19 protein-coding genes, 1 tRNA gene and 1 pseudogene are annotated in these 23,122 nt (G+C 59.9%); 18 read left to right on the top strand and 3 right to left on the bottom strand.

Going from position 1 to position 23,122, the window contains the following annotated elements; genetic code table 11:
• Window positions 1-39 precede the first annotated feature (39 nt).
• The 13 genes and pseudogenes from ABTV29_RS30170 to ABTV29_RS30110 all read left to right on the top strand — a co-directional run bounded on the left by ABTV29_RS30170 (window position 40) and on the right by ABTV29_RS30110 (window position 13,183).
• On the top strand, window positions 40-1,788 hold the full coding sequence (locus ABTV29_RS30170; protein WP_433768141.1) for a vWA domain-containing protein: 1,749 nt from the start codon (window positions 40-42) through the stop codon (window positions 1,786-1,788).
• Window positions 1,785-2,396: an RNA polymerase sigma factor gene (locus tag ABTV29_RS30165; RefSeq protein ID WP_433768140.1), complete on the top strand. Its 612-nt coding sequence runs from the start codon at window positions 1,785-1,787 to the stop codon at window positions 2,394-2,396. Before ABTV29_RS30170 ends, ABTV29_RS30165 begins: the two co-directional genes overlap by 4 nt.
• Window positions 2,393-3,040, top strand: a complete 648-nt coding sequence (locus ABTV29_RS30160) for a hypothetical protein (RefSeq protein WP_433768139.1) — start codon at window positions 2,393-2,395, stop codon at window positions 3,038-3,040. The genes ABTV29_RS30165 and ABTV29_RS30160 overlap by 4 nt, the downstream gene beginning before the upstream one ends.
• Before the next feature lie 20 nt (window positions 3,041-3,060).
• Entirely contained in the window at window positions 3,061-3,321 is a 261-nt protein-coding gene (locus ABTV29_RS30155; protein ID WP_433768138.1) for a hypothetical protein, read from the top strand.
• Window positions 3,322-3,660: 339 nt separating this feature from the next.
• Complete coding sequence (locus ABTV29_RS30150; protein ID WP_433768137.1) at window positions 3,661-4,719, top strand: Gfo/Idh/MocA family protein; 1,059 nt, start codon at window positions 3,661-3,663, stop codon at window positions 4,717-4,719.
• Entirely contained in the window at window positions 4,707-5,564 is an 858-nt protein-coding gene (locus ABTV29_RS30145; protein ID WP_433768136.1) for a sugar phosphate isomerase/epimerase family protein, read from the top strand. The genes ABTV29_RS30150 and ABTV29_RS30145 overlap by 13 nt, the downstream gene beginning before the upstream one ends.
• A gap of 122 nt (window positions 5,565-5,686) precedes the next feature.
• The gene (locus ABTV29_RS30140) at window positions 5,687-7,045 is read left to right on the top strand and encodes an MFS transporter (protein ID WP_433768135.1); all 1,359 of its coding nucleotides are present in this window, start codon (window positions 5,687-5,689) and stop codon (window positions 7,043-7,045) included.
• 100 nt (window positions 7,046-7,145) lie between these two features.
• Entirely contained in the window at window positions 7,146-7,796 is a 651-nt protein-coding gene (locus ABTV29_RS30135) for a TetR/AcrR family transcriptional regulator (protein WP_433768134.1), read from the top strand.
• Between the two features lie 287 nt (window positions 7,797-8,083).
• Entirely contained in the window at window positions 8,084-9,436 is a 1,353-nt protein-coding gene (locus ABTV29_RS30130; RefSeq protein ID WP_433768133.1) for a CHASE2 domain-containing protein, read from the top strand.
• Entirely contained in the window at window positions 9,396-9,761 is a 366-nt protein-coding gene (locus ABTV29_RS30125; protein ID WP_433768132.1) for a hypothetical protein, read from the top strand. The genes ABTV29_RS30130 and ABTV29_RS30125 overlap by 41 nt, the downstream gene beginning before the upstream one ends.
• Window positions 9,758-11,113: a M48 family metallopeptidase gene (locus ABTV29_RS30120; protein WP_433768131.1), complete on the top strand. Its 1,356-nt coding sequence runs from the start codon at window positions 9,758-9,760 to the stop codon at window positions 11,111-11,113. Before ABTV29_RS30125 ends, ABTV29_RS30120 begins: the two co-directional genes overlap by 4 nt.
• Before the next feature lie 180 nt (window positions 11,114-11,293).
• Window positions 11,294-12,277: pseudogene (locus ABTV29_RS30115) on the top strand (cache domain-containing protein); the annotation flags it as partial.
• A 141-nt stretch (window positions 12,278-12,418) separates the two neighbouring features.
• Entirely contained in the window at window positions 12,419-13,183 is a 765-nt protein-coding gene (locus ABTV29_RS30110; RefSeq protein ID WP_433772075.1) for a methyl-accepting chemotaxis protein, read from the top strand.
• Between the two features lie 64 nt (window positions 13,184-13,247).
• On the opposite strand, the gene ABTV29_RS30105 is transcribed toward ABTV29_RS30110, so the two are convergent.
• Window positions 13,248-13,324: transfer RNA gene (locus tag ABTV29_RS30105), tRNA-Arg, on the bottom strand.
• Between the two features lie 349 nt (window positions 13,325-13,673).
• Here ABTV29_RS30105 and gabD point away from each other — a divergent pair.
• The 3 genes from gabD (at window position 13,674) to ABTV29_RS30090 (ending at window position 17,929) form a co-directional block, all read left to right on the top strand.
• A complete protein-coding gene (gabD, locus tag ABTV29_RS30100; RefSeq protein WP_433768130.1) occupies window positions 13,674-15,116 on the top strand; it encodes an NADP-dependent succinate-semialdehyde dehydrogenase in 1,443 nt (480 codons plus the stop codon).
• A gap of 184 nt (window positions 15,117-15,300) precedes the next feature.
• A complete protein-coding gene (gabT, locus tag ABTV29_RS30095) occupies window positions 15,301-16,578 on the top strand; it encodes a 4-aminobutyrate--2-oxoglutarate transaminase (RefSeq protein ID WP_433768129.1) in 1,278 nt (425 codons plus the stop codon).
• Window positions 16,579-16,714: 136 nt separating this feature from the next.
• A complete protein-coding gene (locus tag ABTV29_RS30090; RefSeq protein WP_433768128.1) occupies window positions 16,715-17,929 on the top strand; it encodes an HDOD domain-containing protein in 1,215 nt (404 codons plus the stop codon).
• Window positions 17,930-18,055: 126 nt separating this feature from the next.
• Here the strand turns inward: ABTV29_RS30090 and ABTV29_RS30085 are convergent, their stop codons facing one another.
• On the bottom strand, window positions 18,056-19,045 hold the full coding sequence (locus tag ABTV29_RS30085) for a GGDEF domain-containing protein (protein ID WP_433768127.1): 990 nt from the start codon (window positions 19,043-19,045) through the stop codon (window positions 18,056-18,058).
• A gap of 256 nt (window positions 19,046-19,301) precedes the next feature.
• On the bottom strand, window positions 19,302-20,483 hold the full coding sequence (desA, locus tag ABTV29_RS30080; protein WP_433768126.1) for a delta-9 fatty acid desaturase DesA: 1,182 nt from the start codon (window positions 20,481-20,483) through the stop codon (window positions 19,302-19,304).
• Between the two features lie 138 nt (window positions 20,484-20,621).
• Between desA and dibA the strand changes: the two genes are divergently transcribed.
• Together dibA and oscA are read left to right on the top strand one after the other, a co-directional pair.
• On the top strand, window positions 20,622-22,541 hold the full coding sequence (gene dibA / locus ABTV29_RS30075; protein ID WP_433768125.1) for a phosphodiesterase DibA: 1,920 nt from the start codon (window positions 20,622-20,624) through the stop codon (window positions 22,539-22,541).
• A 297-nt stretch (window positions 22,542-22,838) separates the two neighbouring features.
• Window positions 22,839-23,021, top strand: a complete 183-nt coding sequence (gene oscA / locus ABTV29_RS30070) for a sulfur starvation response protein OscA (protein ID WP_110965774.1) — start codon at window positions 22,839-22,841, stop codon at window positions 23,019-23,021.
• The last annotated feature ends 101 nt before the right edge of the window (window positions 23,022-23,122 follow it).

Raw genomic sequence — 23,122 nt, 5'->3', positions numbered from 1 at the left:
ACAGGATGAATGGATCAAATTCATCCTGAGGTCAGCCCCATGCTCCTTCCATTACAGCCTCTTCTTCTACAGTCCCTTCCTCAGCATTACCTCCGCCCCGCGGCCCAGGGTTTCGCCGTCGGCTTGCTGCTGGCCGTTGCCGGTTGCGGCGTTTCGTCCAAACCCGAATCCGCGGCGGTGCCGCCACCGGCGCAACCCGAGCTGAAAAGCGAAGCCTTGGTGCAACACGAAGCCCCCATGGCCGATTCGGTTGCGGCCGCTGGCGCGATGGCCAAGCGCAGTGAGTCGGTGGTGAATTTCGCGCCGATGCCCGTCGGTGAAATTTATCCACAGGGCTATCGCGACGAGCAGCGGGAGAAATATCAAACGCTTGTGGATAACCCTATCCACAGCGTCGCCGAAGCCCCCGTCTCGACCTTTAGCGCCGATGTCGACACCGGCGCCTACGCCAACGTCCGCCGCTTGCTCAACCAGGGGCGCCTGCCACCGGAAGGGGCGGTGCGACTGGAGGAGATGGTCAACTACTTCCCCTACGACTACGCCTTGCCCACCGATGGCTCGCCTTTTGGCGTGACCACCGAACTGGCGGCCTCGCCGTGGAACCCGCATACCCGCTTGCTGCGCATCGGCATCAAGGCGTCGGACCGAGCGGTGGCGGAACTGGCTCCGGCGAACCTGGTGTTTCTGGTGGATGTGTCCGGCTCGATGGACCGCCGCGAGGGCTTGCCGCTGGTCAAAAGCACGCTGAAATTGCTGGTCGATCAACTGCGTGAACAGGACAAGGTGTCGCTGGTGGTCTACGCCGGCGAGTCCCGCGTGGTGCTGGAGCCTACTTCCGGACGGGAAAAAACGAAGATTCGTACAGCCATCGATCAATTGACCGCAGGCGGCTCCACCGCCGGGGCCTCGGGCATCGAGCTGGCTTATCAACAGGCGCAACAGGCGTTTATCCCCAAGGGCATCAACCGCGTACTGCTGGCGACTGACGGTGACTTCAACGTCGGTATCAGCGACTTCGACAGCCTCAAGCAAATGGCTGTGGATAAACGCAAAACCGGCGTGTCCCTGACCACCCTGGGTTTCGGTGTGGATAACTACAATGAACAGTTGATGGAGCAATTGGCCGATGCCGGCGATGGCAACTACGCCTACATCGACAACCTGCGCGAGGCCCGCAAAGTGCTGGTGGATCAACTCGGCTCGACCCTCGCCACGGTGGCCAAAAACGTCAAGCTGCAGGTGGAGTTCAACCCGGCGCAGGTCAGTGAATACCGGCTGCTGGGCTATGAAAACCGCGCACTCAAGCGTGAGGACTTCAGCAACGACAAGGTCGATGCCGGTGAAATCGGTGCAGGACACACGGTGACGGCGCTGTACGAAATTGTCCCCACAGGCGAGAAGGGCTGGCTGGAACCACTGCGCTATGGAAAGCCGGGCGCCGTGGCTGCCGACAAGAACGGGGAAGTGGCGATGCTGCGCGTGCGTTATCAGCTGCCGGAAGGTGGGAAAAGTCGCCTGATCGAACGGCCGATCCTGAACACGGCGGTCGGCCAAGCCAGCGATGACCTGCGCTTTGCCGCAGCGGTGGCGGCGTTTTCCCAGCAGCTCAAGGATGGTCGCTACACCGGCGAATTCAGCCTCAAGGACACCGAAGCGCTGGCCCGTGGCGCGCGAGGTGATGATCGCTTCGGCCTGCGCGGCGAGTTCGTGCAGTTGGTGGAGCTGGCGCAGAGCCTGCGCACCACAACGGCGTCGAACCCGACCACCCCTGAGCGACGGATTGAATGAGCCGATTGAAGGGGTTCATCAGCCAGCTGTTTGCTCCTGCCAACAGCACCGATGCCAGCAGCGACGAATCGCTGCTGGCCCGTTATCGCGAGGGCGACGGCGCGGCGTTCGAGATTCTGTACACGCGCCATCGCCAAGGCCTGTATCGATTCTTGCTGGGACTCAGCGGCAGTGCGGAGCGAGCCGAGGAGGTCTATCAGGAAACCTGGTTGAGCCTGATCCGCAGCACAAGTCAGCCACAGGGCAGGGCGACATTTCGTACATGGCTGTACCAGATTGCCCGCAACCGCCTGATCGATCACTGGCGCAAGCACGGTGTTCATCAACCGCTGCACGACAGCTACGACGAGCAGGCCCACGGCCTGGCCGACGAAACCAGCGATCCCGAGCAACTGCTGAGCCTGAGCCGCGACAGCCTGCGCCTCGACACGGCCCTGCAAGCCTTGCCCGCCGACCAGCGCGAAGTGTTCCTGCTGCGCGCCTACAGCGATCTCGACCTGCCGCAGATCGCTGCCCTCACCGAAACACCGCTGGAAACGGTCAAGAGCCGCCTGCGCTACGCCCAGCAAAAACTGCGTCGGCTGCTGGCCGAGGAGGTACTGACATGACTGACGCCAAGCGAACAGCGCAAGACCAGCTGCTGGAACACTACCGCGAACACGGCAGCGGCGAACCGCCGGCCCACCTCGATGCATTCATCCTGGCCGCCGCGCAGCGCGAAGTGCCGACGCCGAAGCCAGGTCTGTGGCAACGCTGGATCCGCGCCTGCCAGCAACCGCGCTGGCAAGTGGCATTCGCCAGCCTCGTCGGCGTCGGGCTGATGCTGGCGCTGGTGCAACGCGCACCCGAATCGGTGCCGAGCTACGACTTCGCACCCGCGCCCAAAGCCGCCGCACCATTGGCCAAAAAGGAAGCCAAACAGAAAGCCGAACAGAAAGCCGAACTCGCCTCGCCAGCCACTGCCCGCTCACTCACCGCCCCCGCCGGAGCCATGCCTGCACCCGCAGCACCCATGGCGGAATCGGCAGTGCCGGCACAACGCGAATCCTTCAGCGCCGACATGGCCGATGAAGCCAAGGTCAGCAAGCGCGCAGCAGCCCCGGCGAAATCCCTGGACGACCAGCTGCGCGAAGTCATCCACCTGCAAAAAGCCGGAAAAACCCAAGCAGCCGACAAACTCCTGGCCGACCTGCAAAAACGCTTCCCCAAAGAAAACCTCGGCAATCGACTCAAGGAAATGCAGAAAAACTGATCGGCAAACCACACCATCATTTGGCAAAAAGGCCCGAAAGCGCGCACTATCGGGCCATAGTCGATGCGTTGGAGCATGCCGTGACAAAAAAAATCGACCGCATCGCCCAAATGCTCAGCTGCCCGGAAAAGGGCGAAGAACTTCGGCGTGCGATTACCGAAAGTCGTAAGGATTTTCTGCTGAACCAGCCGGAAGAGGCTGAGGCCGACGACCTTGAAGAGGAATTCTTCGAGGACGATGAAGATGATGAGTACGACGAGTTCGATTGGACGACGGAATGACAAAAACCGCTTCGGCGGTTTTTTTGTGCGCCAAATTTGGCGGTTGTGAGTTGTGGATTTTCGGAAGAATGAATGGGTAATTAATTCACTAATTCGGGAATAGCTTTATTCTATTTTTCATCAAAATTCAGAATATTTTCAGTTTCATAGAATAAAAATCAGACAAATTGATGATTTACATAGAATTAGTCCAAATTGAACCAAATGGATAATTAGTTGAAATTCCTTTTTAGGGGAAATAATCTAGCCGTGGCGGTGAATGCTGCTACAGATGGATGCCTGTTCAAGCGCTTCTCAGAGCTGGCCTCCATGATTTAATTCCCCGAAAAAGGAAATAACGTGAACAAAATCCCTATCGGCGTCATTGGTGCAGGGTTGATCGGCAGGACACATATCGAGCGCGCCATGGCGGCTGACAATGTGGAGTTGGTGGGTATTGCCGACCCTACGCCCGAGGCGAAGGCACTGGCTGCCAGCCTGGGTGTGCCATGGTTCGAGCACTACGGCACGATGCTGCAAGTGGCGAAACCGCGCGGTGTTGTCGTGGCTACCCCTAACGTCACTCATGCCGATGTGGCGGTCGATTGCTTGGCACACAAGGTGGCCGTGCTCGTAGAAAAGCCGATCGCCGATACCCTGGAAAACGCCCGGCGCATCTGTGCCGCCGCTGCTACTTACGGGGTGCCGGCATTGGTCGGTCATCAGCGTCGTTACAATCCGATCATGCGCCAGGCCAAGTCGATCGTGGACGCCGGTTTGCTCGGTCGTCCGGTCAGCGTCACCGCGCTATGCACCTGGCTCAAGCCTGATGAGTATTTTGAAACCTCGTGGCGCCGGCAGGCCGGCGGCGGGCCGGTGCTGATCAACCTGATTCACGACATTGACCTGCTGCGTTTTCTCTTTGGTGAGATCGATAGCCTGCAAGCGATCACGTCGAACCGCGTTCGCCGCTTTGAAGTAGAAGATACGGCGGCCGTGATGCTGCGATTCCGCAACGGCGCGCTCGGCACCGTATCGGTCTCTGATACCACCGCAGCGCCCTGGAACTGGGACTTGTCGGCGGGCGAGGCTGAACGTTTTCCACGGCAGGATGACGTCAACTCGCACTTTTTCTCCGGCACCGAAGGTTCGCTCACGCTGCCGCGTCTGGAGCTTTGGCGTTATCGCGATAATCCGGGCTGGCATGACGCGATCACGGTCGAGCGGGCCGTGCCGCACATCGGTTGTCCGTATGCCGAGCAAATTCGCCACTTCTGTGCCGTGATCGACGGAACCGAACAACCGGTGTGCTCCGCCGAGGACGGCCTGCGCACTCTGGAGGCGACATTGGCGGTGCATGAAGCCGCTCGTTCCGGCGGCACCGTGCAACTGGACGGTGACACATCATGGGGCGCCTGATCGGCCTGGCGCCGCTTTCGCACCTGGAGCTGACGCCGGTGGCGATGATCGAATGTGCGGCACTGACCGGCTTCGACTGCGTCGGCCTGCGTTTGATTCCGGCGACACCGGATGAGCCCCGGCACGATAGCGTCGGTGATACCCCATTGATTCGCGAGGTCGCCCGGCGCTTGCGCGATACCGGTGTGCAAGTCTCGGACATCGAGCTATTTCGCCTGCAACCCACCACGCAGCTGGACGGCTTTCGCGCCGCGCTGGAAACCGGTGCGCTGCTTGGCGCGCGCAATGCCGTGGTGTCAGGGCAGGTGGATGATTTCTCGCAGATGGTCGACTTGTTCGCCGGTTTCTGCGAGCTGGCGGCGCAGTTCGATATCACTGCCAATCTGGAGCCCACGCCTTGGGCGGCCGTCGACAACCTGGCTGCTTCGGTGCGCCTGATCGAAGCGGCGGGTTTTGCGAATACCGGCATTCTGGTCGACCCGATTCACTTCGACCGAGCCGGCGATAGCGTCGAGGCACTGGCCGGATTGCCACCGCAGTACTTCCGGTTGATGCAGTTGTGCGATGCCCCGGCGGAGCGTCCGGGCCGCCTTGAAACGCTGCTGTATCAGGCGCGCAATGAGCGCCTGATGCCGGGTGACGGTGGCCTGGATTTATCGGGTCTGTTGAGGGCAATGCCCGCCGGTATCCCGCTGAGCCTGGAAGTGCCGATGCGGCACCTGTCGCGGGAAATACCGGCGGTAGAGCGTGCCAGGCGCATGCTGGAGAAGACCCGTGCATTGCTTGCCAGCCTGGAGCCGCACACTGCCGCCGCGTGCCTCGAGAAACCGTCTGCTTGTCACTGAATGACTGGCTCTCGATCAGGTGTTCGACTGGCCTGATGTAACAACAAAAACAATAAGGCATCCAGGGCGCGCAGCGATCTTCGTTGCCCCTGGACGGCCGTAAAGTGGTACCGGAGGAAAGTATGAGCACCCAGGCAACAGAGCATAAAAAAACGCCGGGCAAAGCTGCGTTCGCAGGCTGGATCGGCAGCGCGATGGAGTATTACGACTTCTTCATTTATGGCACGGCGGCAGCGCTGGTCTTTGGCAAGGTTTTCTTCCCGGCGTCTGCCCCGGCCACGGGCATCTTGCTGGCGTTGGCCACCTTTGGCGTGGGTTATGTCGCCCGGCCCATTGGCGCGCTATTTCTCGGGCATCTTGGTGACAAGTTCGGACGCAAGCGGGTGCTGGTTCTGACCCTGTTGTTGATGGGGGTCTCGACGTTTTTGGTCGGATGCCTGCCGAGTTACGACAGCATTGGCGTCGCCGCGCCGATCATGCTGGTGATATTGCGGTTGTGTCAGGGCTTTTCCGCCTCTGGCGAACAGGCTGGTGCGAACTCGATGACGCTTGAGCACGCTCCGTCCAGGCAACGCGCCTTCTTCACCAGTTTCACCTTGAGCGGCACCCAGGCCGGCCTGATCCTGGCCACGCTGGTGTTTCTGCCCATCTCCAGCCTGCCAGAGGAACAACTGTTGTCCTGGGGCTGGCGCATTCCGTTCTGGTTGAGTGTCGTGGTGCTGATTGTAGGTTATCTGATTCGCCGCAATATCGAAGAGACACCGGTTTTCCAGGAAGAGCAGGAGCGCAACCAGACGGCACGGATGCCACTGGCGACACTGTTCACGGACTATAAGAGCGATGTCGTGCGGGTTGCGCTGGCTGCGCTGGTTTCCACGGTCAGCACGGTGTTCGGCATCTTCTCGCTTTCATATGCGGTCAACATTGCCGGCATAGAGCGCAGCACCATGCTGTGGCTGACCATCATGACCAACGTTGTCGCGCTGATTGTCATTCCCCTGTGGGCAAAGCTGGCCGACCGTGTCGGACGACGGCCGGTTTATCTGTTTGGGGTGCTGGCAAGCGGCGTGATGATGTTTCCATACCTGTGGTCGATCGAGCAGCACAACCTGCCGCTGACCTTTGTCCTGGGGATATTGATGTCGGGTATCTGCTTCAGTGCGGCAAACGGTATCTGGCCGGCGTTCTTCGGAGAGATGTTCAGTACGCGGGTGCGCCTGTCGGGGATGGCCATCGGTACCCAGGTCGGCTTTGCGCTGTCGGGGTTCGCGCCGATCATCGCGGCCGCGTTCATGACCAGCAGTGCCCGACCATGGTTGCCCGCAGCCTGTCTGACGCTACTGGCCTGCGCCATCGCCGCTTATGCGACCTGGACGGCACGGGAAACCTACAACGTTGAGATGGAGAATCTGGGGCGCGATGCCGTCGCCGAAAAACCACAGGTAAAGCCAGATGGCCTGTATCAGATGAGCACTGACTGATAACCGGGGTGGAGGCCCGGGATCAGGCCTCCACCGCAGTCGTCGACTTCGGGTATTCTGCGAGACCTCAGTCATCAGGATCTCGACCACTCTCCCGCTCATGGCCGACTCAATCAACGAAGCAACCCAGGGCAAGCGTTCGCGCAACGCCAAGCGTTCGCAGCAAACAATCCTCTTGGCAGCCCGCTCGGTATTTGCCGAGCAAGGGCTCGAAGGCGCCCGGCTGGAAGACATCGCCGAGCGTGCCGGTGTCGATAAGCGCCTCATCTATTACTACTACGCCAGCAAGGAAGAACTGTTTCTTTGCGTGCTGGAAGAGGGCTACCTGGAGTTGCGCCAGGCCGAGCGCGAGCTGGATCTGGAAAGCCTGAAGCCGATGGACGCCATTCGCCGGTTGATCGAATTCTCGTGGCGCTACTACAACGAACACCCCGATTTCATGGCGCTGGTGAACAACGAAAACCTGCATCGCGCCCGCTACCTGGCGACCTCTGCACGATTGCCCGAGATTCGTTCATCGCTGGTGGACAGCCTGGGCAGGATTCTCGAGCAGGGGCGGGTGGACGGGGTGTTTCGTGGCGGGGTCGATCCCGTGCAGCTGTATTTCACTCTGGTCGGCCTGACCTACTTTTATCTGGCCAACCAGCACACCTTGTCGACCATACATGGTCGCGATCTGGTGACACCCAAGGCGCTCAATGAGCGGCTGTCCCATGTGACGGAAGTGATCCTGGGGTTTCTGGTGCGCTGAAAAAGCGGCTTGGCATCGCCCAACGAGAAAGCCTCAGGCCCATAAGGCCTGGGGCTTTCTCGTTTCCAGCGGTTATCCAGGGATGGGCTGGCTGTTTTTTATTTGAATTTACACAACATGAAACATTTGGATATTCTCCGCGCCGGAATGGCCAAGTGACATCATGGAGTGATGGCGTGAAGATGTTGTGTGAATGGTTATCTTGGGGCTGGTCCAGGGCTAAGCGCTTCTTCAGCTTGGTGGAGTGCGTAATACAGTGGTTGCGTCGGTGCCCACTGGTTCGTGTCTTGTTTTATCTGGGCTTTGCATACTGGGTGCTGTTCAGTGATCCCTTCGGCCTGTCCTCTGCGGCTGACAAGGCATTATCGGAACAATTCGGGCGATTTCGAGCGTTCGTTTGGCCCATCGATCCTGCACCCGTGACGGTCGTTACCATTGATTACCCCAGCATCGCCGGGTTGAACAATGAAGGAAAGGGCTGGATGGAGGCCAATGACTGGCCACTGACATACGCCGATCATGGCCGGATTTTGCGAGATCTCGCTCTACCCAGAGCCGGCGAGGCTGCGCCGGCCGCTATTTTCTACGACATCTTCTTTGAGCGCCCACGTGCAACGAGCGGTGATTTGGGGCAACTGGGCCGCAATTTGAAGCGACTGGACACCAATCCGGCCGCATCGAGGATTTATCTGGCCGGTGGCGGGCGGTTTGTGCCGATGTCTCCTGCGTCCCACGAACAGTTGCAGCCTGTTCCACTGGCCGTTTCTGCCTGGGAAGGCGCTGGCGATCTCTATCCGTTGCAGGCGCCGCTGGGAAATGCGACGGGAGACAGACCTGTCGCGACGGCGGCGAGCGCGCTTTATCAGGAGTTGTGCAGAGCACGCGGTGATGATTGTCACTGGATTGAAGCCGCAGGCCAGCCGGATATGGCCATTCAGTGGAGTATCACGGCCAGGGACGGTTGCCCGTCCGGATGGCAGAGCACGGGGCAGGATGTCGCCGCCATTCTCAAACGCCTTGCCAGTCTCGAGGCAACCGTCCAAAACCCACCGGCTGAATGCCTGCCAGTCCATCAGGTGAGGCTGTCCCAGTTGTATGGAGAGCATCCGGTCAGCCTCAGGCCGCCTCACCTCAAGCCCGATGAACCCTTCGTGGTTTTGGTGGGGAGCGTTATGCCCAGCCTGAACGACTACGTGGCGTCACCACTTTATGGGCAGGTGGCTGGCGTATACCTGCATGCCCATGCGTTGGCGAACTTAAGCGAAAAGGGCCAGGGATACGTACGCCAAAGCGACCAGCGAGGACTTATGGTTCTCTGTTTGTCTTTGATGGTCCTGTTCTTGATGTTTAAGAGCGACACCCTTGGCTTGAAGGTTCAGCAGAGGATGGCTGCCAAGGCCGACAACGATTTAATTCTCGTAAAAGTGTTCAAGGCATTGGGTTTCACCCTGATCTCCATGCTGCTGGTCACATCAAGTTACTTCGCGTGCTACAGGCTGAACTTGGCGCCCGAGGGCTGGATGTCGTTAAGCGCCTTCATCCCGTTTCTGTGGGAGGCGATCGTGTCGAATGAGTCGAACTATCACAAGGATGTACCCCATGAAAAACCGATTTGCGATCCACTTGCTCCTGCTTGCTAGTTTGAACATCGTTCCGGTTTGGGCCGATACGCTTCAGATCCAGAGAATTCCCCACCCCGAGGAAGTCGAGGCCGAGGCCGCAAAGGGTGGTGAGTATCGGTTGATTTCCGAGTTGGGCAAATTGTCTTTCCCGCTGCCGGCCAAGGCAGTGGAAGGCGGCCGCCTGGAATTCCGCCAGGGCGCCACGGCGTGGAGGGTTTCGCGTGCCGATGTGGAGTTGGTGAACGAAAAGCTGGTGGTCGACGCCTGTAGCACCATCTCCGTGACTCGGGCCGGCGATGCCAAATCCGCCAGCGTCAAAGGCGCGGGCGAGGGATGCAAATGATCAGGCTGTGCGTCTGCCTGCTTGCACTCACGTTTGCGGCGCTGTCCGGTTGCGCTGTCGACCCGAAGTACGATGCGTTCAAACCGTTGGAGGGCGCCGACCGCAAAGTCAATATCAATGACGTGAGGGACTTGCGGCAGATGAACCGCACCCCGGTCCTGGACCCGGCGCTGGTCGGATATGTGCAGCGTGTCCGTCAGCGTCTTGAAGCTGCCTGGGGAGTGCCGTGCAACTGCGTCGTGATTGTGGATTCGTTCGGCGGGTATGAAGCCTACTCACTCTCCAATACAACCATCGTGGTATCGGCCGGCTTGATAGCCCAGGCCGGATCCGAAGATGAAGTTGCAGCGGTCATCGCCCACGAACTGGGGCATGTCTATCAGGGCGATACCACCAAGGGTGGCTTGCAACAGACGGCATTGGATATGACCAAGCTTGGCGCCTGGGCCGCTGGAGCCGGCGGTTACAGCCTGCTGTTTGGCGAGACTGTCGATGATATGACCAACGGCCTTGTCTACCGGCACTGGAACCAGGAGCAGGAAATAGCAGCGGATCGCTTCTCCGCCCAGTTGCTGGTGAAAGCCGGATATTCCCTTGATGGCCTGAAGATGGCTGTGCGCCGTCTCGGCAAGTACGGTGAAGGCGCGCTGTTGGCGCACGCCCCGCAAACGCCCCGTTGCCTGACGGGCAAGGGCGGTAACTATCAGATCAACTTCAAGGGCTGCAGCAAGGAGCTGAGTCACGTGGAGGATAGTGTTTACCTATCGTCCGAGCAGCGGCTTGAGCCTGTCGTGAAATTCGCCGCCGGCCTGCCGCCAGAGCAGCGCCGTCGTCGGCCTGCCGCGCCGCCACCGGTCTTCTCTTCGACCGATTACCTGTTCCGGCTGAATGATCTGGTGTCCAGCAATCGCGAGCAGCTCAAGGTGACTCTGGCTCGCATCGAGGCGCAGCCCGTGCCTGCGACCCTGCAGGGCAACGTCGCCGTCACCGACACACTGGCCAAGGCTTACGCCGTCGCTGGTGACTCGGCGCGTGCGTCATCCTATTTGCGCACTAGCCTGCAGAGCACCGGACGCACGGCATGGACATTCAACATGCTATTCAAGGAGGTCGACCGCAGCGGTGACAGTAAACAGGTATCGAAGGCCATCGAAGACTCACACCTGGAGGTGGGCTACATGGCGCAGTTATTACCGGTGGAGTATTACCTGACCAAGCGGCATGGCCTGCAGGTTTACGAATTGATCGCTTATGGCCGGTGCGTTTCCAATGTGGTCGACGACGTGAAAACCTACAACGCCTGCGCCAAATTCGAGAAACAGGCAACGCAATCGGGGGGTGCGAACTGGTGATGCGATTCTGAGCGTCGGCGTTCACGTCCACGAAGGCAGTGGCATGGGTTCGAATCCAGTGTCGAAATGACTGGATTTTTCCGCGTATAGAAAAACGAACAAAGATGTTCAGTATTTTATTCAAGCGGTCGATATAGCTCGTGCCAATCAACAATAACGCCTTCGTGGACACGACCCGTTATGAATAAAAACCTCCGATTCAGCCACAAGATCCTTTTTGCGGCGTCGCTGATCGTGGTAGTCGCCTTCGCGCTATTCACGTTGTACAACGACTACCTGCAGCGCAACGCCATCCGCAAGGATCTGGAAAACAACCTCCATGAAATGGGCGAAGTGACTGCGGCCAACATCAAGAACTGGTTTGACGGTCGCACTTTGCTGGTTGAAAACCTGGCGCAAAACGCGGCCTTGAACCCGGAGATGACCAGCATCACCACGTTGATGGCGCAGAAAACCCTGGTGTCGAGCTTCCCCAGCACCTACGTCGGTACCGCCAAAGGCGAGTTCGCCATCCTGCCTGATGCGAAGATGCCCGACGGGTACGATGCTCGCACACGCCCTTGGTACAAGCTTGCCGAGGCCAACAACTCCGTCGCCATGACCGAGCCGTACGTTGAAATGGCCACTAACACGCTGGTGGTCTCGATGGTTGCGGCCATCCGCAAGTCGGGGCAGAGCGTCGGGGTCGTCGGCGGTGATGTGAGCTTCGGTGCGCTGGTCGACATCATCAACAAGCTGGATCTGGGCGGAGTGGGTTACGCCTTCATGGTCAGTTCCGATGGCAAGGTGTTGGTCCACCCCGACAAAAACATGCAGATGAAGAGCCTGAGCGACCTCTTCCCGGAGGGTGCGCCACGGATCAACGGCGAGTTGACCGAAGTCCAGGCCAATGGCCAGACCCGCATCGTCACGTTCACCCCGATCAAGGGCCTGCCTTCGGTGAACTGGTACATCGGCCTGTCCATCGACAAGGACAAGGCGTTTTCCAGGCTCAGTGAGTTCCGTGCGTCGGCTGTCGTTGCCACCGTGATCGCCGTGGTCTTCATCATTGCCCTGCTGGGCATGCTGATTCGTCTGCTGCTGCAACCGCTGCAGGCCATGAGTAAGGCGATGGAAGATATCGCCGAAGGTGAGGGCGACCTGACCAAACGCCTGGTCGTTCATACCCAGGACGAGTTCGGCATTCTCGGGAATGCTTTCAACCGCTTCGTGGAACGTATTCACACCTCGATCCGCGAAGTGTCATCGGCTACCGAGCAGGTGAACGAAGTGGCCCTGCGTGTGGTGAACGCATCGAACTCGTCGATGGTCAATTCCGACGAGCAGGTCAACCGCACCAACAGCGTCGCCGCCGCGATCAATCAATTGGGGGCTGCCGCTCAGGAAATCGCACACAACGCCGCGCAAGCTTCGCAACACGCCAGCTCCGCCAGGCACTTGGCCGAAGAAGGCCAGCAAGTGGTCAATCGCAACATCGAGGCCATGAATCGCCTGTCGGACCTGATCGTCACCTCCAGTTCGCACATCGAAACGCTGAACAGCAAGACCGTGAACATTGGTCAGATCCTCGAAGTGATCACCAGCATCTCCCAGCAAACCAACCTGCTGGCGCTCAACGCGGCCATCGAAGCGGCGCGTGCCGGCGAGGCGGGTCGTGGCTTTGCCGTGGTAGCCGACGAAGTTCGCAACCTGGCCCACCGCACCCAGGAATCGGCGCAGCAAGTGCAGAACATGATCGAGGAGCTGCAAGTCGGCGCCCGTGAATCGGTCAATACCATGGGCGAAAGCCAGCGCCACAGCCAGGACAGCGTGTCGATTGCCAACCAGGCGGGCGAGCGCCTGGGCAGCGTGACCCAGCGCATCGGTGAAATCGACGGGATGAACCAGTCGGTGGCCACCGCCACGGAAGAGCAGACGGCCGTGGTCGACTCGATCAACATGGACATCAATGAGATCAACATGTTGAACCAGGAAGGCATGCAGAACCTGCAGTTCACCTTGAGCGCCTGCTCGGACCTGGAACAGCAGGCCAGCCGCTTGAAGCAATTGGTGGGCAGCTTCCGGATCTGACGGGATCCAGCGGCAATAAAAAAGCCCCAGACCTCGCGGTCTGGGGCTTTTTCGTTCTTGCGTATGGCGCACCAGGCGGGATTCGAACCCACGACCCCTGCCTTCGGAGGGCAGTACTCTATCCAGCTGAGCTACTGGTGCAGCGGGCGCCATGATACTCATATGCATGGCAGGCGTCCATGCTGCTGAATCGCTTGCGTTTTTTTAAAGCTGTAACGCGCGTTTGTTACGTTGATCAGAAAAACGCAGCAAAAAAGCGCTTTTCGTTCTTTTTTTTGAACGCCCTATTGTCCTTTACCCCCTTTGATCCTAGGATTCGTTTGAGATTTCAAACGCTCTTGTCTGGGTGCTGAACCGCACGAATCCAATACGTGCGCTATTTATGTGCTTCAGCCCGGTGAATGATTTCCCTGACGGCAGCCTACTGAGGCGCCTTTCTACAATCATAATTTGCTCCGCATCCGTTGCGGTGCTGTTAAGGAAAGCCGACATGCAGCTTAAAGACACCCAGTTGTTCCGCCAGCAAGCCTTCGTCAATGGCGCTTGGGTCGATGCGGACAATGGCCAGACCATCAAGGTCAACAACCCGGCAACGGGCGAAATTCTGGGCTCCGTGCCGAAAATGGGCGCTGCTGAAACCCGCCGTGCCATCGAAGCTGCCGACAAGGCGCTGCCGGCCTGGCGTTCGCTGACCGCCAAAGAGCGTGCGGGCAAACTGCGTCGCTGGTTCGAACTGATGATCGAGAACCAGGAAGACCTGGCTCGCCTGATGACCCTGGAACAAGGCAAGCCACTGGCTGAAGCCAAGGGTGAAATCGTTTACGCCGCTTCCTTCATCGAGTGGTTCGCCGAAGAAGCCAAGCGCATCTACGGTGACGTGATTCCTGGCCACCAGCCTGACAAGCGCCTGATCGTGATCAAGCAGCCTATCGGCGTGACCGCTGCAATCACCCCGTGGAACTTCCCGGCCGCAATGATCACCCGTAAAGCCGGCCCGGCCCTGGCCGCCGGTTGCACCATGGTGCTCAAGCCTGCTTCGCAAACCCCGTTCTCGGCCCTGGCCCTGGCTGAACTGGCACAACGTGCCGGCATCCCGGCTGGCGTGTTCAGCGTTGTGACCGGCAGCGCCGGCGACATCGGCAGCGAGCTGACCAGCAACCCGATCGTGCGCAAGCTGTCCTTCACCGGTTCGACCGAAATCGGTCGTCAACTGATGGCCGAATGCGCCAAGGACATCAAGAAAGTGTCCCTGGAACTGGGCGGTAACGCTCCGTTCATCGTGTTCGACGACGCGGACCTGGATAAGGCCGTCGAAGGCGCGATCATTTCCAAATACCGCAACAACGGCCAGACCTGCGTCTGCGCCAACCGCCTGTACATCCAGGACGGCGTCTACGACGCGTTCGCCGAGAAGCTCAAGGCCGCTGTGGCCAAGCTGAAGATCGGTAACGGTCTGGAAGAGGGCACCACCACTGGCCCGCTGATCGACGAAAAAGCTGTCGCCAAGGTGCAAGAGCACATCGCCGACGCCCTGAGCAAAGGCGCGACCGTACTGGCCGGTGGCAAGGCGATGGAAGGCAACTTCTTCGAACCGACCATCCTGACCAACGTTCCGACCAACGCTGCCGTGGCCAAGGAAGAAACCTTCGGTCCATTGGCGCCGCTGTTCCGCTTCAAAGACGAAGCCGAAGTGATCGCGATGTCCAACGACACCGAGTTTGGTCTGGCCTCGTACTTCTACGCTCGTGACCTGGGCCGTGTGTTCCGTGTGGCTGAAGCCCTGGAATACGGCATGGTCGGCGTCAACACCGGTCTGATCTCCAACGAAGTCGCGCCATTCGGCGGCATCAAGGCTTCGGGCCTGGGCCGTGAAGGCTCCAAGTACGGCATCGAAGATTACCTGGAAATCAAATACCTCTGCCTGGGCATCTAAGCCCGGCAAAGGCATTGCTTCAAACGCAAAGGGCACGAGAGCGCTGACCCTTTGCGTGTAACAAACGGAATTTTCTCGGTGGCCGGGAACGCTGTGACAGTCGATCATCGCATGCTGTCGCTGTTGTTCCCCGCCGCTTAATCCTTGAGCCACGCCGACCGATGAGCGGCGAATGAGGAATGTAATGAGCAAGACTAACGCTGATTTGATGGCCCGCCGTACCGCTGCTGTTCCACGTGGTGTTGGCCAGATCCACCCGATCTTCGCCGACTCCGCGAAGAACGCTACCGTGACCGACGTTGAAGGTCGTGAGTTCATCGACTTCGCCGGCGGTATCGCCGTTCTGAACACTGGCCACGTGCACCCGAAAGTCATCGCCGCCGTGACCGAGCAGCTGAACAAGCTGACCCACACTTGCTTCCAGGTTCTGGCCTACGAGCCGTACGTAGAAGTGTGCGAAAAAATCAACGCTCGCGTTCCAGGTGATTTCGCCAAGAAAACCCTGCTGGTGACCACCGGTTCCGAAGCCGTGGAAAACTCCATCAAGATCGCCCGTGCCGCCACTGGCCGTGCTGGCGTGATCGCTTTCACCGGCGCTTACCACGGTCGCACCATGATGACCCTGGGCCTGACCGGTAAAGTCGTTCCTTACTCCGCTGGCATGGGCCTGATGCCAGGTGGCGTGTTCCGCGCGCTGTACCCGAACGAACTGCACGGCGTGAGCATCGACGATTCGATCGCCAGCATCGAGCGCATCTTCAAGAACGACGCCGAGCCGCGTGACATCGCTGCAATCATCCTCGAGCCGGTTCAGGGCGAAGGTGGTTTCTACGTCGCTCCTAAAGAATTCATGAAGCGTCTGCGTGCCCTGTGCGACCAGCACGGCATCCTGCTGATCGCTGACGAAGTACAGACTGGCGCTGGCCGTACCGGCACCTTCTTCGCCATGGAACAGATGGGCGTTGCTGCCGACCTGACCACCTTCGCCAAATCCATCGCTGGCGGCTTCCCGCTGGCCGGTGTGTGCGGCAAGGCCGAATACATGGACGCCATCGCTCCAGGCGGCCTGGGCGGCACCTACGCCGGTAGCCCGATCGCTTGCGCCGCGGCCCTGGCCGTGATGGAAGTGTTCGAAGAAGAAAACCTGCTGGACCGCTGCAAGGCTGTCGGCGAGCGTCTGGTAACCGGCCTGAAGGCCATCCAGGCCAAGTACCCGGTGATCGGTGAAGTCCGTGCCCTGGGCGCGATGATCGCCGTCGAGCTGTTCGAAGGCGGCGACAGCCACAAGCCAAACCCGACTGCCGTGGCAGCGGTGGTGGCCAAGGCTCGCGAAAAAGGTCTGATCCTGCTGTCCTGCGGCACCTACGGCAACGTTCTGCGCGTCCTGGTACCGCTGACCTCGCCGGACGAGCAACTGGACAAAGGTCTGGCAATCATCGAAGAGTGCTTCGCTGAACTCTGATCGCCAAGTGTGACCTGATCCACAAAAAACCCGCTTCGGCGGGTTTTTTCATGCCGGCTGAAATGCCCCCGATGCTTTTTCACTGTATCGAATGGCCAGCATTGGCTAAGGTTTCCGCATTGCCAGGGAGAGCTGTATGACAGTTGTCATTTTACCCGCCGCTCCGAGAGTGCTGATCGCCGAGGCCGACCCCTGGTCTCGCGACCTGCTCAAGGAAGTGTTGTTGAACGTTCGCTGCGATGCGCGACTGGATTTGTGCGCCAATGGCCAGCAGGCGCTGGAGTTGCTGGCGGCCAATCCTTATGACCTGGTGATCGCCGACTGGGAGTTGCCCGGCATTGATGGCCTGAATGTGTTGCGCAGCGTTCGCCAGCGCAAACGCAATCCACCCTTGCCCTTCATCCTGATGAGCAGCCGCAATGACAGCGCCAGCGTGCGCGAAGCCTTGCCGCTGGCCCCCGCCGCGTACCTGACCAAGCCGCTGAACATGGAAGGCCTGACCCATCGCTTGCAGGACCTGCTGGTCAACGCCGGTGAGGAAGTCGCCTGTGAGGTGCCGTCGCTGGCGCCCGGCATGACCTTGTCGGTGTACCTGGAGCGGCGCCGTGAACTGGCAGAGGGTGCGCCGTTGATGACCGACGTGCAGCTGGCGGTCACTCGCAGTCTCAATCCCAATGGCCTCGACCTGACGAAACTGGAAGACGAGATCCGCACCGATCCGCAGGTCACCGCCGTGTTGATTGCCGCCGCCAACAGCGCTGCGCAGCACCATGGCGCCGCGGTACAGACCCTGTCCCAGGCCTTGCATCGGCTGGGTACCGGGCAAAGCATGAACCTGATCCTGGGGCTGACCCTCAAACGCAGTGCCCGGCTCAGTGATCCCAACCTGGCGGACTATGCCGAGCGTTATTGGGAGCTGTCGCTACACACCGCCGAATACGCGCGAACCCTGGCGCGCCTGCTGGATCTGGATCAGGCACGCTGCTATTGCGCCGGCATGCTGCATCGCCTGGGTGACCTGGCGCTGTTGCGTTGCTTGCAGGAGTGGAAGCAGGCCGGTGGCCAACTGGACGAGCAGGAGGAGGTGGGCGACGCGCTCGCCGAATTCGGCGCGGCCTACGGTTCGGCACTGCGCACCCGCTGGCGCTTGCCGCTGGAGCTGCGACAGCTGATTGCAGCGGCCTATCAGCTCGGTGGCGGGGTTTACTCTCGTGAAGCGCTGGTGATGAACATGGCGGCGCAACTGGCGCGACTGACGGAGCATGAGGGCGTGGAAGAGCTGGCCAGGAGCCGGACGGCGCGGCTGCTCAAGATCGGTTTGCCGGAGTTGATGCGGATGCGCAAACAGTAGGCTTCACGCTAATCCCTGTGGGAGCGAGCCTGCTCGCGATGGCGTACTCACAGTCAACTTCAATGGTGACTGTCAGTCCCTCATCGCGAGCAGGCTCGCTCCCACAGTGGGTATGTGTTGGGCCTGTCAGCCCGTGACAATCCTGTTCTTCCCCTCCCGCTTGGCCTGATACATCGCCGCATCCGCGCGGGCGAACAGGCTTTCGATGTTTTCATCCCCGGCGGTCAGGCTGGTCAGGCCCTGGCTGACGGTAATCCCGAACGTCTGGCCGTCATGCTCGAAACTCAGGCGCTGGATCTCCCGTTGCAGGCGCTCGGCCACTTGCAGCGCCATGTCCGGGGTGCAGCCGGGGAATACGGCGGCGAACTCTTCTCCACCAATGCGCCCGAACAGGTCCCCGCGGCGCAACACCGCGCGGCCACTGTCGGCGATGCGTTGCAGCACGCTGTCGCCTTCCTGGTGGCCATAGGTGTCGTTGATCACTTTGAAGTCATCGATGTCCAGCATCAGGAACGACAGCGGCGTGCCGTGTTGTCGCGCCAGTTCGAATTCCTCGTGGGCGCCTTCGAAGAAGTGTCGACGGTTGCTGCTGCGGGTCAGGGCGTCGGTGGTGGCCAGGCGTTGCAGCTCGGTTTCCATTTGCTTCTTGTCAGTGATGTCTTCGGCGATGCCGACGATGATCACCGGCTGCCCCGGTTCGGCCTGGCGGTTGATAAAACATTTATCGCTGATCCAGCGCAGGTGGCCGTCGGCGTCGATGATCCGGTATTCGCGGTCTTCGACCTCGCCCTTGACCAGCACCTCGGCAAGGCTGCGCTCGGCATATTCCAGATCGTCGGGGTAGATGCTGTCGCGCCACTGGTTGTAGTCGGCCAGCAGCAGGTCGGCGCTGTGGCCGAAAATCCGTTCATACGCGGGGCTGACATACAGCACCTGGCGGGTTTCCCAGTTGAAGGCCCAGAGCACCGCGTTGACGCTCGCCAGCAGGGTGTTGAGCAATTGCTCACGCTCGCTCAGGCGCGCTACCTCACCCTGGGCGTGCATCAGCGCCAGCAGGGTTTGCGCGGCTTCCGGCCACTGCGGGGAGGACAGGTCTTTCGGGTTTTTATTGACCATCGGCACAATTCTCAAAGGGCGTGCGCCGCTTGAGGTTCGAAAGCGGCCACAACGAAGCCCGCCTGGGTGGCGAAGTGTCTTTGAGATAGGGGATACGGGATGAAGTTCCCGCTTTGCAAGGCGTCCGGCCAAACGGTAGAGAGCCTGGGGCTGTGTAGGAGCTGTCGAGTGGAACGAGGCTGCGATCTTTTGATTTTTTAAAGCAAGATCAAAAGATCGCAGCCTTCGGCAGCTCCTACATAGGCCAGGTGAAAAGTCAGGCAGCAGGGCGCAGCGAGTAGGTTTTCAACTGGTCGGCGAAGTCGCGCAGGGATTGAATCCCGCTGGCTTCGGCTTCATGCACCCAGTCCTTGATGGCGGCGAGCATGTCGTGGCCATTCGAGCTGGTCTTGACCCAGATCTGCTGCAAGGCCAGGCGTTTTTCGTAAATGACCTTCAGCGCCTGGCTGTGTTCGAGCATGGTCTGGATGCGCACGTGGTGACGGTCGTCCAGCAGGCTGGTTTCCCGCGAGAGCAGGCGCTTGGCGCGGCGGAACTGGTGGCGCACCGAATGATCGACCTTGGCCAGCTCCTGCTTGACCAGCGGCCCGATCACCAGCTTGCGGTACTGGGCCATGATCTGGAAGCGGTTGTTGAGGATCGCCATGGCGGTGTCCATGTCCAGGCTGCCCTTGCCTTCGACACGGTGGGCAATTGGTGCGACGCGCTGCACCTTGGCCAGGCGCAGGAAGCTGAACACTTGAATCCAGGCCCAGCCCAGGTCGAACTCCCACTTCTTCACCGACAATTTGGCGGAGTTCGGGTAGGTGTGATGGTTGTTATGCAGTTCTTCGCCGCCGATCAGGATGCCCCAGGGCACCAGATTGGTCGCCGCATCGCGGCATTCGAAGTTGCGGTAACCGATCGCATGGCCAAGGCCATTGACCACGCCGGCGGCCCAGACCGGAATCCACATCATCTGGATGGCCCAGATGGTGATGCCGATGGTGCCGAACAGCAGCAGGTCGATGACCCCCATGATCATCACGCCCAGGCGCGGGTAGCGGCTGTAGAGGTTGCGCTCGATCCAGTCTTCCGGGCAGTTCTTGCCATAGATGCGCAGGGTCTCGGCGTTTTCCGCCTCGGCGCGGTACAGCTCGGCGCCTTTGCGCAGCACCGTGGACAGGCCCTTGATGACCGGGCTGTGCGGGTCATCGACGGTTTCGCACTTGGCGTGGTGCTTGCGGTGGATGGCCGTCCACTCGCGAGTGTTCTGCGCCGTGGTCAGCCACAGCCAGAAGCGGAAGAAATGTTTCAGGCCGGCATTGAGCTCAAGGGAGCGATGGGCTGAATAGCGGTGCAGATAGACCGTGACGGCGACGATTGTCACGTGGGTCATCAGCAGCGTGACTGCGACCAGTGACCAGGCCGACAAGCCGAGAAAACCTTCGTACCACATAGGCTATAGGGCCCTCGATAAAGGAAAAACAGCCGTTGCATTATCCCCATGCCCACAGAGAAAACCAGTCGCCCTTTCAGATAAGAGTGGCCCTTTGCTTTATAATCCCCGCATTTCTGTAGGGACATGGACAGTCTTATGTCTGCCAGCTATCGCGCTGCCATGCGTTCAGCGTTGTTTTATCTGATGTTTTCCGTGGTCTGGCTGCAGCTCAGTGGCTACTTATTGAACAGTTTCTTCGATAATTCCGCCGAGCTATCGCGATGGCAACTGATCAACGGTTATGCCTGGCTACTGTTCAGTGCCGGGTTTGTCTTTGTCACCAGTGTGCGATTGTTGCGTAGCCTGAAGCTCGACGCCAAAGCATCAGGCAACGGCGAAGATCGTGAGCGTTTGCGCCAGGCAGCAGCGGTTTTCGATTGCACCCGCGAAGGGGTGCTGGTCACCGATCGCGAGGGTTTGATCGTTCACGTCAACCCGGCCTTCATGCGGATCACCGGTTATCAGCGCGAAGAGGTACTGGGCCAGCGACCCAACCTGTTCAAGTCAGGTCGTCACTCGACGGACTTCTACCAGACGATGTTTGCGACCCTCGACAGCGAAGGCGAGTGGAGCGGAGAAATCTGGAATCGCCGTAAAAGCGGCGAAATCTACCCGCAGTGGCAAACCATCCGCGTGATTCATGACGACCTGGGTCAGCGCAGCCATTACGTCGCGGTGTTCTCCGATATCAGCGCCATCAAGAATTCCGAGCAGGAGCTGATGCACCTGGCGCATCACGATCCGTTGACCGATTTGCCCAACCGCCTGTTGTTCACCGATCGCGCGAAGCAGGCCCTGGCGTCGGCGCAGCTGCACAAGCGGGGTTGCGCGCTGCTGCTGATCGACCTGGATCATTTCAAGATGATCAACGACAGCCTCGGCCACACCATCGGTGACCAGCTGCTCAAGGCGGTCGCCGAGCGCCTGAAGGCGATGTTCGGACCCGGCATCACCCTGGCGCGGCTGAGCGGCGACGAGTTCGCCGTGCTGGCCGAGAGTTGTCCACAGCTGGAGCAGGCGGCGGCGTTGGCCCGGCGCATCATCGATGGGCTCAAGGAAGCATTTGCTGTTGATGGGCATCAGTTGTTCATCAATGCCAGCATTGGCATCAGCCTGTTCCCCAGCGATGCCTTGGGCGCCGAGCAACTGTTGCGCAATGCCGATTCGGCGCTGTTCAAGGCCAAGAGCGCCGGTCGCAACGATTACGCGCTCTATACCGAAGAGTTGACCGCCCATGCCCAACAGCGGGTCGAGACCTCGTTCGAATTGCGTCATGCGCTGGACCAGCAGCAACTGCGGGTTTACTACCAGCCGGTGCACGACCTGCGAACCAGTCGATTGATCGGCGTCGAAGCGCTGGTGCGCTGGGAGCATCCGCAGCGGGGGCTGGTATCGCCGGCAGAATTCATCCCGATCGCCGAGCGCACCGGGTTGATTGCCGAAATCGACGCCTGGGTGATGCAGCAGGCGTGTCGGCAAATGTGCCAGTGGCAGCAGGCCGGCGTGGAATTGGCGTCTGTCGCGGTGAACATCTCGTCGCGGCTGTTCGCCCGCCGCGAGCTGTATGAGCAAGTGGCGCAGGTGCTGCACGAAACCGGGCTGGACCCGGCCTGCCTGGAGCTGGAGGTCACCGAAAGCGCGGTGATGGAAGACCCGGAAGTGGCGCTGGAGCAGATGTATCGCCTGCGTGAACTGGGTGTGCGCCTGGCCATCGACGACTTCGGCACGGGCTATTCATCGCTGCTGCGGCTCAAGCGCCTGCCGGTGCAAAAGCTCAAGATCGATCAGGGTTTCGTCGCCGGGTTGCCGTGGGACGAGGACGACGTGGCCATCGTCCGGGTGATCATCGCCCTGGCGCAGAGCATGGGCATGCAGGTGCACGCCGAAGGCATCGAACAGGCCGAGCAGGCGGCGTTCTTGCTGGAGCATGGCAGCCAGCTGGGGCAGGGCTACTGGTTCGGGCGACCGGTGCCGGCCGGGCAGCTGGATTGGACGCATGCGCCGGTGATTGGATAACCATTGCCCCCCGGTAGGAGCGAGCCTGCTCGCGATGGTCGTCAACGATGACCAGGGCTGCCTGAAAGGGCGCGGTGCCCCTGCCACCATCGCGAGCAGGCTCGCTCCCACAGGGGTTTGTGTGCGTTTGAAAGAGATAAATCCCCGCAAACCCTTGTCCCGCCAAATAATGTCTTCTGGTTATATAAACATTCTTAAATAGTCTTTTTAAGAATATCCGCGTCTCTCTACTATGGGCTCCACGCCGCAAGCAGTGCCGCCACTGCCAGGCAACCCCACAGTCGAAGGAGCAGCACCATGAGCGCATCCCTACGTAGCGTCGACGGCCAGGACGAAGCAACCATCCTGCGTGAAATCCAGAGCGCCCTGCGCGATCTGCGTTTCGGCGCCGTGGAAATCACCGTCCACAACGCCCAGGTGGTTCAGATCGAGCGCAAGGAAAAATTTCGTTTGCAGCAGCCAGGTAACAAAGCCGGCTGAGGCGAACGATCAGGAGATCGCAGCCTGCGGCAGCTCCTGCAAAGGACTGCCGGGGGCTGCCGCAGACTGCGATCTCAAGTTGGTAACCGATTTCATCATAA

This window comes from Pseudomonas putida, from assembly GCF_050989985.1.
GTDB lineage: Bacteria > Pseudomonadota > Gammaproteobacteria > Pseudomonadales > Pseudomonadaceae > Aquipseudomonas > Aquipseudomonas putida_AI.
The sequence above is the reverse complement of the archived record's forward strand: the minus strand, read 5'-3'. Positions and strand labels throughout refer to the sequence as shown.